We start from the raw sequence: 12,178 nt of genomic DNA on the forward strand, positions 1-12,178 counted from the left end.
CTTGTCATGACAAAGCCAGAGAGCTGGCCTGTTCATGCCATCTCAGCCCCGTAGAGCATATCATCCTGCAGCTTCCGCAAAGCGAACAGCCTCGTCGTGCGGTCGGGCGTAGCATTGTCGGCGGTGAGCAGTTCGCCCTTCCTCACCGGTTTCAGCACCTTGCCGCCTTCGAGCAGGCCGACCGGCACTGCGCGATTGGCGCGCGCCTCTTCGACGGTCATGGTCCATGAGCGGTAGCAAGTCTCGCCGATGGCATCGAAGGTCTCGCCCATGGCGAGATCGCGCTTGGCCACCGCGCAGACCTCGGCGACCGGCCTCGGCAGCGGCACCATGTCTGGCCGGCCATAGAGCATGATGCGCGCCGCGGTCAGCGGCACTTCCAGCGAGGTCAGGTGATACGGCCGGAAGAAGCTGTAATAGGGGCCGTGGCCTATGTGCAGGTCGTCCATGCGCTCGACGATGCGCGGATGCGTCGCCTCGACGATGACGAACACGCCGGGCGCCACGCCCTTGCCGATGGTGTAGTCGACAACGCCCTTCTTCAACAGGATGCCGCCATCCGCCTTCGGGATGAGCACATTGGCCAGCTGATCGCGGTCGGCCTTTGGGCCGTGCATGCCGGGAACGTCTGGGACCAGCCCGGTGGCGTTGGCGATGGCGCACATCTCGACCATGGTTTTGGAACCGTCGACGAATTCGACCAGCATGCGCGGGTTCATGTTGCGGCGGATCGCTTCCTCGCGATAGTCGTCCGGAACGGCATCGTGGTTGAGCGGGTTGTTCTTGCCCTTGCCAGCCGAGACGATGGTGTAGCCGAGCGCTGTGGCAAACTCGATCAGCTCCATGCAGCTCGACGGCTCGTCGCCGGCGCCGACCGAATAGACGACGCCGAGCCGGTCTGCCTGCTGCTTGAGGTAGCAGCCGATCGTGACGTCGGCCTCGACATTCATCATCACCAGGTGCTTGCCGTGCTCCATCGCCTTCAAGTCGAAATCGGCGGCGACACCAGGTTTGCCGGTGGCGTCGATCACGACGTCGACCAGCGGATTGGTGACCAGCATCTCGTTCGAGGTGATGGCGATTTTCCCAGCCTCGATCGCCGCGGTTACTTTCGAACCCATGTCGGCCTCGACCGCCATCGCCTCGTCGCCATAGGCGATGCGGATGGCGTCACGCGCCGTGTGCGGACGCCGCGTCGAGATGGCGCAGATCTCGATACCGGGCATCAGCATGCCTTGCGTGACCAGGTCGGTGCCCATTTCGCCGGAGCCGATGACGCCGATGCGCACCGGGCGGCCCTCGGCGGCGCGCCTGGCGAGATCGCGGGCCAGTCCGGTCAGGGCGACATTGGTCATGCAAGCGTGTCCACGGCTTCTTGATTGCAGGCGGGAATAGCAGGGAACGGCCCCGCTTTGCCAACGAAACCAGCGGACGGCGGCAATTTCTCCGACAACAGGCCCGGCAGGTGAGGCCAACCCCGGTAGAGGCTGATTGACCCGCCTCGGCGTCAAACCACCCTGATATAGCTCGTCATGCCGGTTTTCTGATGTTCGATGATGTGGCAGTGCAGCAGCCAGTCGCCGGGATTGTCAGCGACGAAACCAAGCTTAACCTTCTCGTTGGGCTGCATGAGATAGGTGTCGGAGATGACCGGCTGAACCTGGCGCGTCGAAGACGACAGCACCTTGAAGCTCATGCCGTGCAGATGCATGGGATGCGATTGCGGCGTCAGGTTTTCCAGGTCGATGACATAGCTTTGGCCGAGCTTCAGCTCGGCCAAAGGCGCGGTCGGGTCCGGCGTGTCGCCGGGCCACGGCACCTTGTTGATGGCCCAGAAGGAGTAGCCGAGCGTGCCACATATGCTGTCGCTCGGCACGTTTTCCGCGGTGGCGCTGAGCGAGAGCGCGATGTGTTTCGCGCTGGCGAGATCCACCTCCGGCACCGGGTTCGCTTCCAGCGGTGCGAGGTCGCGCAGATCGCGCTTAAGCGAGCTTCCGGTAGCGCGCAAGGTGGCGAGGACCTTGGGTTTGGTGCCCCTGATGTCGCCCAGGCTGACGATCGCGCCCTCCTGGTCAGGCATGCGGATGGCGAGCTCCATGCGCTGCCCCGGTCCGAGCAGCAAGGCATCGGGCGCAAAACGCTGCGGCACCGGATTGCCGTCGAGCGCGATGACCGCGGCCTCCGCACCCTCGACGCGAAAAGCGTAGATGCGGGTGACATCGGTGATGGCGACCCGCAGCCGCACCAACCCGCCGGCCGGCGCGTCGAATTGCGGCTGGTCGAGCCAGTTGGCGGTGCGCACCGTGCCATAGGTTCCGGTTTTTGCGGCATCGCGCGGCCGGAATTGCTGGATGAACTGCGCGTCGTCGCCGAGGCGCCAGTCGCGCAGATTGACGACGGCTTCGGCGTCGAATTTTGGATCGTTGGGGTTCTCGACCACGATCACGCCGGTGAGGCCATGGCCCATCTGCTCCAGCGTGTTGCAATGCGGGTGATACCAGAACGTGCCGGCGTCGGGCGGCGTGAAGGCGTAGTCGAAATGATCGCCGGTATAGACGTAAGGCTGAACCAGGAAGGGAACACCGTCCATCTTGTTTGGAACGCGAATGCCGTGCCAATGGATGGTCGTCGGGTCGTCGATGGCGTTGACGAGACGCGCGGCAAAGGGCTCGCCCTTTTTCATCCTGAGCACCGGCGGCATTCCGGCCTCTCCATAAGTCAGCACATCGCGGGTCTGGCCGATATCCATGAATCTGGCCTGGATCTTTGCCGTCTTGAGAACCACCGGCTCCGGTGCGGCCGCGGCCCAGCCACCAAGCCTGGCCATCGCTGCAAGGCCAACGCCGCCGACGCCGGCAACCGCAGCCGTTTTCAAAACCCTGCGGCGGGTGAGTGAGGTCATCTGGCGCTCCAACGGAATATGATTACCTGCCGCCCTGAATGACGGGCGGCGACCGGCGCACAAGCCGATACTGCCACATCGCATCTCTGTCACGCCATGGCGAGCCGATGACGTTTGCTTGCGCAACAGCGTGAACGCTGGCGTGCCCACCATTCGCCCGCATCCGGGAGCGCGGGCTCGGATTAATGCAACTCGGCCACCAACGCCTGTGCCTCGGAGAGGTTCTTTTCGGAACCGGCGGCGAGATCGTCCATCTTCTTGTCACGGAAGATGACGAGCGCGTCCTGGCATGCGGCGATCGCTTCCTGTGCCATCGCCTTGTCCTTGCGGGCGGCGCCCAGATCGACCAGCACGTCGCACAGGCTGTCCTGCGTGAAGGCGACAGCCGGCACCGAATTGATCTTCTTTTGCACCACGATCGCCTCGCGCAGGACCAGCACCGCCTCCTCGAAATGCGCGACATTGTTTTCGGCGCGGCCGGCCATGGTCAAGGCATAGCCCATCTCGTTGCGCGCATTGGCCCAACGTTCGGGATCGCGGTCGCGACCGAGCTGCTCGGCAAGCGCCCGGTTGACGACAATCGCCTCCTCGTACAATTCAGCCGAAGGCTCGCGGGCCGCGATCATGCTCAGCGTCTGCGCGAGACTGGTCTGGTTGGTGATCCAGAGATCGGGATCGCGGGCGATCGTTCGCACCGTGGCGAGGTCGCGGTAGATCTGAGCGGCTCGTTTCAGCTTGCCGACATCGTTCGCCCAGTAACCAAGACTCGACAGCCCGCCGGCGAGATTGTTCTGATTGTTCTCCCAGACAGCCAGCGCATTCTCGCGCGTTACCACGCTGAGCGCTGCGTCATAGGCGGCAATCGCGCGGGTGAGCAACTCGACGTCCTTGCCGTCCGCGGCCATCAGCAAGGCATTGCCGATATCGCCCTTGGTGCGCGCCCATTGCATGCGGTCGGGAAAACCGTCGTAGATCCGCGCTGCCCTCTCGAAGCTCTCCACGGCCTTGGCGTAGAACGTGGCGTCGCCACCAATCCGGCCCTGGCTGTAGAGGGCAAAGCCGAGGTCGTAATTGATATTGGCCCACTCCTCCGGGTCGGCGTCCTTGGAGTAGGCGGGGAGCGCGGCTTCCAGCATGTCGGCTGCTTGCGCCAGCAAGTCCAGGTTGGATGTATTGTTGCCCAGGATCGACAGGGTCTGGCCGAGCACGCGGCGCGTCTGGCCGATCTCCGTGACATCACCGCCTTTCGTCTGCCCGTCGAGCGCCGCCCGCAGCGCGTCGACCGATTGCTGCAGCAGTAGATCGTCAGAGGCCAGCTTGCCTGACATCATCAATGCGCAGCCGAGGCGGAATTCCGTCTTGGCCCAATTGGCTGGGTCCTTGTCGCGGGTGCGAACCCTGAGCACCTGACCGTAGACATCGATCGCCTGCCGCAGGATCGAGATGTCCCCCGCGCGTTCGCCCCAGTTCGACAGCGTGCCTGCAAGGCTGTAGCCGATCGAAGCGAACTCGCGCGGCGCGGCGGTTGCGGTATAGACCTCCCATGCCTGACGATACGCGGTCACCGCCTGAATGTAGTAATCGGTTCCCGTATCGAGATCGCCGAGCGTGTCGTTGACCGATCCCAGATTCTGCTGCAGCGAAGCCCAGTCGAGCGGCAGTTTCTCACGCGGATATTCGGACAGAGCGGCCTGGTACGCGGTGGCTGCCTCCAGCAGCAGTTCCTTGTTCTTCTGCTTGGCGCCGAGGCGCTGCAAGGCGTTGCCGAGCGTCAGCTGGCCGTTGGCCCAGCTCGCCGCGGCGTGCTCGCGCGTCCAAACCATAAGCGATGCAAGGGCGGCGTCGCGCGCCTGCTCAAGCGTGGCGACATCGCCGTTAATGGTTCCGATCGATTCCAGCGCCGTGCTCAGATTATTCTGGATTGTCGCCCATTGCGCCGGCGCGCGTTCCCTGGTCATTTCGCCGGTCGCCGCCTGATAGGCAGCAACCGCCTGCTGCATGGTCGCGATATCCTTTTCGCGCTCACCGAGGCGGTAGAGCGCTGCCCCCAGATTGACCTGGCTCAGCGCCCAGTCGAGCGGTACGCGCTCCCTGCTGTATTCGGTCAGCGCCGCACGATGCGCTTCGATTGCGGCGCGAAAACTGTCCGATGTGGTCTGGCGTTCGCCGATCTCGGACAGCACGATGCCGAGATTGTTCTGCGTCGCCGCCCATTCCAGCGGCAGTTTCTTCAACGACTGTACCTCGAGCGCCGAGCGGAAGGCCGCGACTGCCCGCTCAAGCAGTGCCGTCCCGTTCTCGCGCTGGCCGAGCCGCCAGTAGACCGTGCCCAGATTGCCATAGGTCGATGCCCAGTCGTCGGGGTAGGCGTCATGCGTATAGACGGTCAGCGCCTGCTCATAGGCGGCAGCTGCCTTGTCGAGGTTTTCGCGGCCGGCTTCCCGTTCGCCCAACGTAGCAAGCGTGGCGCCCATATTGTTCTGGGTGGCCGCCCAAAGCAGCGGCAACTTTTCGCGGGTGACATAGGTCAATGCCTGTTCATAGGCTGTCAGGGCCTGGGCGAGATACGCATTGTCGCCGGAGAAGTCCCCTTGTTCCGACAGAGCGTTGGCCTCTGCCGCCTTGTAGTAGAACGCGTCTTCGTCGCTCCATTTGGCAGCCTGCTCGAAGGCCTTGGCGTAATCCTGCGCCGCCTCCTTGAAGTTGAAGGAGATTTCATAAGTCCTGGCACTGCTGGCGAAGACCTTTGCGAATTCCAGCCGCTTTGCCTTCAGCTCGGCCTCGGCCTGGTCGACCGTAGACGAAAGTTCGCCGATGCGGGCCTTGGCCTGCTCGTTGAATTTCTGCGCCGCTTCGAGCGCGCCTTCCTGAACCGCCTGTTCGGCGAGTTTCGATAGCCTGGCAATTTCGGGGTCCGGGTTTTTCAAAGTCTCGCGTTCAGCCAACACGTGTTTCAGCCGTTCGGTCTGGCCACGCAGCAGCTTGTCGAGCTCAGCCGGATCCTTGGGTATGTCGACCCCGAGCGCCTTCAGCATGGCGTAGAGCCCATCCATCGGCACCTTGCCGTCACGCGCTATGGTTTCGATCTGGCGGCGCTCCGGATCGGGTAGCGTCGAGATAGTCAGCAGGAGCTGGCGCCGCTCCCTTAGGATTTCCCCCTCGTCGCCTTTCGGCGCCTCGGCGGGGGTACCGAAATAGAGCAGCCGGCGCAGGCTCTCATTGACCCAGGGCCGCTGCTGGCCGTTGGTCTTGAGATAGACCTCCTCGCCGATCATGCGCAAAACGGTGCCGAATTCCTCGCCGCCCATCGTGTCGATGTGGCGCAGGATCGCTGCCGCATAGGGGCTGTTGCCATCGGCCGGACCGTCCAGCGCAACCTTGCCGGGCTCGGCGGCAAAGGCGATGACCTGGCCGAGGCTGTCGTCGACCGAGCCCTTGGCGTCGGCGCCGCCCTTCAGGGAAACCACGCCGCGCGTTTCCCCGAGACCGCCGGCGCCAATCGGCTTGCCTTCGTCGCCCGGCGCCAGCTTCAGGAGCGTGCCCGGCGGGAACGGATCGTTGCGGCAGGCGTCCAGCAGAACGATGGTGACCGGCACCTTGGCCTTCAGTTCGGCGACGATGGACGACAGCGGCACCAGCTTTTCGCCGGCATTGTCGAGCGCCGAGATATCGGCATCGACAGGGACTAGATAATTCTCGCCGCCGGCTTCGATGCCGTGGCCGGAATAGTAGATGATGGCGACATCGGCGCCCTCGGCATCGTCGACGAAGCCTTCGAGATCGCGCCGCAATTTGCGCGCGTCGCGGTTGGTGGCGACATTGGTCTCGAAGCCGAGCCTGTCGAACATCTCCTCGATGGCGCGGGCGTCGTTTTCCGGATTGGGCAGTTTGCCGACATGCTGGTAGTCGGACTGACCGATGATGAGCGCGACGCCTTTCAGCGCCTTCGGCTCTTCAGCCAAAGCGGGGCCAAACGCGCATAGGCACAGCGCCAGTGCCGCAGCAATTGCCGCGCACATGCGCCCTGTCGCACCTGCCGTTCGCCCAAAGAGCATTCTCTACCCCAAAACCCAACGCTATCTTCCGCAGGCGAGATGGCATCATGATGGCCGGCCGATGGCAAGTCCTTGGGCGAGCTGTGTTCTTGTCATGGATATGCGTACGAGGCGGCTGGCTTTCAGCGTGCGAGCGGTAGTATTCAGCATGCCGGATACGGCCAGTCCGGCCTGTTCATGAGTTGACAGGTCCGGACTTGTTGAGCAGTCGTCCGGCCCCGTAGAGCCTCTTTCTCTCAATGTTTCCGGGCGAGGGGGCCACGGTTGGATGCGCGGGATTGGCACTTTTTTTGCGTCAGCCGGCTTTTTTGGTCCGCAACGAGACCCCGACTTCGCGACTGCATCTTTTTAAAATCAAGGGGATGATCTGGTGCTGCGAGAGAGGATTGAACTCTCGACCTCTCCCTTACCAAGGGAGTGCTCTACCACTGAGCTACCGCAGCCGCTGATGGCGGGGCTTCTGCCATATAGAACCGGCAAGCGCAAGGCGTCTGTGAACGGCTTTGCCAGACAAGTTTCGCTGACACGGCGGCGCCACAATGCTAGCTATCCCTTGAACGGCAGGCCCTGCCAGTCGCGGGCGGGACGGAACGATGGACGACAAGACAAATCCACCGAAAAAGGCTGATCCGGCAAAAAAGGACGGGACTAACCGCAAGGACCGTCTGGCCGAGCAGTTGCGCGCCAATCTCATGAAGCGCAAGACGCAAGCGCGTTCGCGGCGCACGGGTGACGCTGACCAGCGCCCGGAAGGCCTGGCGGCTGCTGAAAAAATGCACAAGGACTGACCGATATCAGCCACACTGGCCGGTCACCTTGGCCAAAGGGGCTCAGAAATCCTATTCTTGAACCAAGCCGGCCAATGGTCTAGACGGGCCGATACTCAAACTGACGAAAACCGGCCTTTCGGGCCGAGGGGACATTTCTCTCATGGATCGCATCAGAATTGTCGGCGGCAACAAGCTCGCCGGAAGCATTCCGATTTCGGGCGCGAAAAACGCTGCTTTGCCGCTGATGATCGCCTCGCTGCTCACCGACGACACGCTGACGCTGGAAAACGTGCCGCATCTGGCCGATGTCGAGCAGCTGATCCGCATTCTCGGCAATCACGGCGTCGACTATTCGGTCAACGGCCGCCGCGAGAAGCAGAATGAGGGCTATTCGCGCACCATCAACTTCTCGGCCCGCAACATCGTCGACACGACCGCGCCTTACGAGCTGGTGTCGAAGATGCGGGCATCGTTCTGGGTGATCGGCCCGCTGCTGGCCCGCATGGGCGAGGCGAAAGTGTCGCTTCCCGGCGGTTGCGCCATCGGCACGCGGCCGGTCGACCTGTTCCTTGAAGGCCTGCAGGCGCTGGGCGCCGACATCGATGTCGACACTGGCTATGTGCTGGCCAAGACCAGGAACGGCCGCCTCGTCGGCAATCGCTATGTGTTCCCGAAAGTCTCCGTCGGCGCCACCCATGTGCTGATGATGGCGGCGGCGCTCGCCAAGGGCGAGACGGTGCTGGAAAACGCCGCCTGCGAGCCCGAAATCGTCAACCTCGCCGAATGCCTCAACGCCATGGGCGCAAAAATTTCCGGCGCCGGCACTCCAACCATCACCATCGATGGCGTCGAATCGCTGTCGGGCGCGCGAGTGCGCGTCATCCCCGACCGCATCGAGACCGGGACCTATGCCATGGCTGTGGCCATGACCGGCGGCGATGTCGTGCTCGAAGGCGCCCGCCCCGAGCTGCTACAGACCGCGTTGGATGTGATTGCCCAGACCGGTACCGAGATCACGCCGACCAATTCCGGCATTCGCGTCCGGCGCAACGGCGCCGGCATTTCGCCGGTCGACGTAACGACGGCGCCGTTCCCGGCCTTCCCGACCGATCTGCAGGCGCAGTTCATGGGCCTGATGACCATGGCCAAAGGCAAGTCGCGCATCACCGAGACCATCTTTGAAAACCGCTTCATGCATGTGCAGGAACTGGCCCGGCTCGGCGCCCACATCACGCTGTCCGGCCAAACGGCGATCGTCGACGGCGTCTCCAAGCTGAAGGGCGCGCCCGTGATGGCGACCGATCTGCGCGCCTCGGTGTCGCTGGTCATCGCCGGTCTGGCGGCCGAAGGCGAAACGACGGTCAACCGCGTCTACCACCTCGACCGCGGTTTTGAGCGGCTGGAAGAAAAGCTCTCCAATTGCGGCGCGGTGATCGAGCGGATTTCGGCTTGACCGCACGGCAGTTGCTTCAGACAGACAGGCGTCTGGTGCTGCCTTCATTCGCTACCAACACTTCAAACCCGAGGCCCTAGCCTCGGGTTGAGTTTGTGTCGCGGTTGCACGGACCGGAAAGACCGCCTAACAGAAGGCTGAAACCAACTTTCAGGTGTGCATTCGGCATGGCAGCCCTCAAACTCGTTGCGCTCGACGATCAGGATCTGAGCATCGTCTCGGCTCACGTCCAGGACGCCGTGATGAAGGTCTCGGATCTCGAATACCTGCCTTCGGCCAAGCGTTTCATATTGACCATGAACCGCTTCGTCTGGGAGGCGAAGTCCGGGCTGTTCAGCCAGCACAATGAGCGGCGCCAGGCGGTGTTGCATTTCGACCGCGTGCTCGGCGCCAAGACCAGCGGCATTGCCCGCGATCGGCCGACCGAGGTGCTGTCGCTTCTGGCAATCAGCTTTATCGAAATCAGCAAGCCGGCCGGCATCGTCGAATTGGTCTTTTCCGGCGGCGGCGCGATCATGCTCGACGTCGAATGCATCGAGGCGCGGCTTGCCGACATAGGCGGCGCCTGGGAAGCCACCTCGCGTCCGGTGCACAGGGTCTAGAGCATGATCCCCAAAAGTGGGTGCCGGTTTTTGTTGGACAAAACGGGAATCGTTTGTCCAGAGATCTTGCTCCAACAAAGGGTTAGATCGTGATGAGATTTCAACCAAGTCTCATCACGATCTAGACGCAGCCGATGGCCATTACGCTTATCCAGTCCGATGCCGGTTTCGAGCAGCGTTTCGCCGCCTTCCTGACCACCAAGCGGGAGGTATCGGAAGACGTTGACACTGCCGTGCGCGCCATCATTGCGCGGGTTCGTGCCGAGGGCGACGCTGCCCTGGTCGACTACACGCTGAAATTCGACAAGGCCGACCTCAATAGCCTCGGCATTGCCGTGTCGAAGGACGACATCGCGCAGGCCTACAAAGACGCCGATCCGCAGACGGTCGATGCGCTCAAGTTCGCGCGCGACCGCATCCGATCCCATCACGAGCGACAAATGCCCAAGGACGATCGCTATACCGATGCCGCCGGGGTCGAGTTGGGTTCGCGCTGGACGGCGATCGAGGCGGTCGGGCTCTATGTGCCGGGCGGCACGGCAAGCTATCCAAGCTCGGTGCTGATGAACGCCGTGCCGGCCAGGGTGGCGGGCGTCGAGCGCATCGTCATCGTCGTGCCGGCGCCGGGCGGCATCATCAATCCGCTGGTGCTGGTGGCAGCCGATATATCAGGCGTTTCGGAGATTTACCGCGTCGGCGGCGCGCAGGCGATTGCCGCCCTTGCCTATGGCACGCAGACAATCCGGCCGGTCGCCAAGATCGTCGGACCGGGCAATGCCTATGTCGCCGCCGCCAAGCGCCAGGTGTTCGGCACGGTCGGCATCGACATGATTGCCGGACCGTCTGAAGTGCTGGTGGTGGCCGACGGCAGCAACGATCCCGACTGGATCGCCGCCGATCTTCTGGCGCAGGCCGAGCACGACGTGTCGGCGCAGTCGATCCTCATCACCGACGATCCGGCCTTCGGCAAGGCCGTCGAACAGGCGGTCGAGCGGCAGCTGCAGAACCTGTCGCGCGCCGAGACGGCGGCTGCCAGCTGGCGCGATTTCGGTGCGGTGATCCTGGTGGAGACCATCGAGGCCGCGCTGCCGCTGGTCGACCGCATCGCCGCGGAACATGTCGAGCTTGCTATCGACGATGCCGAAGGCTTCCTGGCCAGGATGCGCAATGCGGGTGCTGTGTTTCTGGGACGCCATACGCCCGAAGTCATCGGCGACTATGTCGGCGGCTCCAACCACGTGCTGCCGACGGCGCGTTCGGCGCGCTTCTCTTCGGGCCTGTCGGTGCTCGATTTCGTCAAGCGCACCTCGATCCTGAAGCTCGGGCCGGAGCAGCTGAGAGCACTTGCGCCGGCGGCGATTGCGCTGGCCAAGGCGGAAGGCCTCGACGCGCATGGCCGCTCCGTCGCCATCCGGCTGAACATGTAGGCGGCGATGGCGGACGGCGATCAAACCCGCGCAAGGCTGATCGATGTCGAGCTCGACGAGTCGATCGGCCGTTCGACGCCCGATGTCGAACATGAGCGCGCGGTGGCGATCTTCGACCTGATCGAAGAAAACAGCTTTCAGCCGGTCAATGATGACGGCGCCGGGCCTTATCGGCTGAAGCTCTCGCTGGCCGAATCCCGGCTGGTGTTTGCGGTCGCCCGCGAGGATGGTGCTGATGTCGTCACCCATATCCTGTCGCTGACGCCGCTCAGGCGCATCGTCAAGGACTACTACCTGATCTGCGAAAGCTATTACGACGCCATCCGCTCCTCGACGCCAAGCCATATCGAGGCGATCGACATGGGCCGGCGCGGCCTGCACAATGAAGGCTCGCAGACGTTGATGGACCGGCTTGCCGGCAAGATCGACATCGACTTCGACACGGCGCGGCGGCTGTTCACGCTGGTCTGCGTGCTGCACTGGCGGGGTTAGACCTGACTGGGGCGCCCCGCTCGATCCTGTTTTTGTGCGGCATGAACGCCGTGCGCTCACCGATGGCCGAGCAGCTGGCGCGGCGCATGCTGCCGCCGGCCACTTTCGTCGCCTCTGCCGGCGTGCACAGGGGCGAGCGCGATCCGTTCGTCGACGCGGTGCTGGCCGAAGAGGGCCTGACGCTGGGCGAGCGCCAGCCGCGCTCGATGGACGATCTCGAGGACGATTATTTCGACCTGATCGTCACCCTGGCGCCGGAAGCCCACCACGCCGCGCTCGAACTCACCCGCTCGCTTGCCGTCGACGTCGAATACTGGCCGATGCCGGATCCGACCGATGTCGGCGGCAGGCGCGAGCAGATCATGGCCAGCTATCGCGACGTGAGAGAACGGCTGAAAGCGCGCATCAGCCGACGTTTTCTGCTTCCGGAGGTAAAAAACGCGGCGGATTGATGCATGTCGCTCAAAAGCGGTCCCG

9 protein-coding genes and 1 tRNA gene are annotated in these 12,178 nt (G+C 63.4%); 6 read left to right on the plus strand and 4 right to left on the minus strand.

Annotated elements, in window-relative coordinates; translation table 11 throughout:
* Positions 1–32: 32 nt before the first annotated feature.
* The 4 genes from NKI64_RS10800 to NKI64_RS10815 all read right to left on the minus strand — a co-directional run bounded on the left by NKI64_RS10800 (position 33) and on the right by NKI64_RS10815 (position 7,400).
* Complete coding sequence (locus tag NKI64_RS10800; protein ID WP_352656069.1) at positions 33–1,355, minus strand: NAD(P)H-dependent oxidoreductase; 1,323 nt, start codon at positions 1,353–1,355, stop codon at positions 33–35.
* Positions 1,356–1,507: 152 nt separating this feature from the next.
* Complete coding sequence (locus NKI64_RS10805) at positions 1,508–2,902, minus strand: multicopper oxidase family protein (RefSeq protein ID WP_023701827.1); 1,395 nt, start codon at positions 2,900–2,902, stop codon at positions 1,508–1,510.
* Positions 2,903–3,084: 182 nt separating this feature from the next.
* Positions 3,085–6,921: a caspase family protein gene (locus tag NKI64_RS10810; protein ID WP_352667871.1), complete on the minus strand. Its 3,837-nt coding sequence runs from the start codon at positions 6,919–6,921 to the stop codon at positions 3,085–3,087.
* A gap of 404 nt (positions 6,922–7,325) precedes the next feature.
* Positions 7,326–7,400 (minus strand) — tRNA-Thr (locus NKI64_RS10815).
* A 150-nt stretch (positions 7,401–7,550) separates the two neighbouring features.
* Between NKI64_RS10815 and NKI64_RS10820 the strand changes: the two genes are divergently transcribed.
* The 6 genes from NKI64_RS10820 (at position 7,551) to NKI64_RS10845 (ending at position 12,153) form a co-directional block, all read left to right on the plus strand.
* Positions 7,551–7,745, plus strand: coding sequence for a hypothetical protein (locus NKI64_RS10820; RefSeq protein ID WP_352667874.1), 195 nt, complete (start codon positions 7,551–7,553; stop codon positions 7,743–7,745).
* Between the two features lie 142 nt (positions 7,746–7,887).
* Positions 7,888–9,180 carry a UDP-N-acetylglucosamine 1-carboxyvinyltransferase gene (murA, locus tag NKI64_RS10825; RefSeq protein WP_023732388.1) on the plus strand — a complete coding sequence of 431 codons (1,293 nt, stop codon included), beginning with the start codon at positions 7,888–7,890 and terminating at the stop codon, positions 9,178–9,180.
* A 167-nt stretch (positions 9,181–9,347) separates the two neighbouring features.
* Complete coding sequence (locus tag NKI64_RS10830) at positions 9,348–9,782, plus strand: DUF2948 family protein (protein ID WP_023732389.1); 435 nt, start codon at positions 9,348–9,350, stop codon at positions 9,780–9,782.
* A gap of 134 nt (positions 9,783–9,916) precedes the next feature.
* The gene (hisD, locus tag NKI64_RS10835) at positions 9,917–11,209 is read left to right on the plus strand and encodes a histidinol dehydrogenase (protein WP_023732390.1); all 1,293 of its coding nucleotides are present in this window, start codon (positions 9,917–9,919) and stop codon (positions 11,207–11,209) included.
* Positions 11,210–11,215: 6 nt separating this feature from the next.
* On the plus strand, positions 11,216–11,701 hold the full coding sequence (locus NKI64_RS10840) for a UPF0262 family protein (RefSeq protein ID WP_023669283.1): 486 nt from the start codon (positions 11,216–11,218) through the stop codon (positions 11,699–11,701).
* A complete protein-coding gene (locus NKI64_RS10845; protein ID WP_081725519.1) occupies positions 11,689–12,153 on the plus strand; it encodes an arsenate-mycothiol transferase ArsC in 465 nt (154 codons plus the stop codon). Before NKI64_RS10840 ends, NKI64_RS10845 begins: the two co-directional genes overlap by 13 nt.
* The last annotated feature ends 25 nt before the right edge of the window (positions 12,154–12,178 follow it).

Origin of the sequence: Mesorhizobium sp. M0478 (assembly GCF_040321305.1) — a bacterium.
In the GTDB taxonomy this organism is placed as follows: domain Bacteria; phylum Pseudomonadota; class Alphaproteobacteria; order Rhizobiales; family Rhizobiaceae; genus Mesorhizobium.

Coding starts and splice junctions, on each gene's coding strand:
- NKI64_RS10820 (WP_352667874.1), top strand. CDS start 7,551: ATGGACGACAAGACAAATCCACCGAAAAAGGCTGATCCGGCAAAAAAG.
- NKI64_RS10800 (WP_352656069.1), bottom strand. CDS start 1,355: ATGACCAATGTCGCCCTGACCGGACTGGCCCGCGATCTCGCCAGGCGC.
- NKI64_RS10830 (WP_023732389.1), top strand. CDS start 9,348: ATGGCAGCCCTCAAACTCGTTGCGCTCGACGATCAGGATCTGAGCATC.
- NKI64_RS10840 (WP_023669283.1), top strand. CDS start 11,216: ATGGCGGACGGCGATCAAACCCGCGCAAGGCTGATCGATGTCGAGCTC.
- NKI64_RS10810 (WP_352667871.1), bottom strand. CDS start 6,921: ATGTGCGCGGCAATTGCTGCGGCACTGGCGCTGTGCCTATGCGCGTTT.
- NKI64_RS10805 (WP_023701827.1), bottom strand. CDS start 2,902: ATGACCTCACTCACCCGCCGCAGGGTTTTGAAAACGGCTGCGGTTGCC.
- murA (WP_023732388.1), top strand. CDS start 7,888: ATGGATCGCATCAGAATTGTCGGCGGCAACAAGCTCGCCGGAAGCATT.
- hisD (WP_023732390.1), top strand. CDS start 9,917: ATGGCCATTACGCTTATCCAGTCCGATGCCGGTTTCGAGCAGCGTTTC.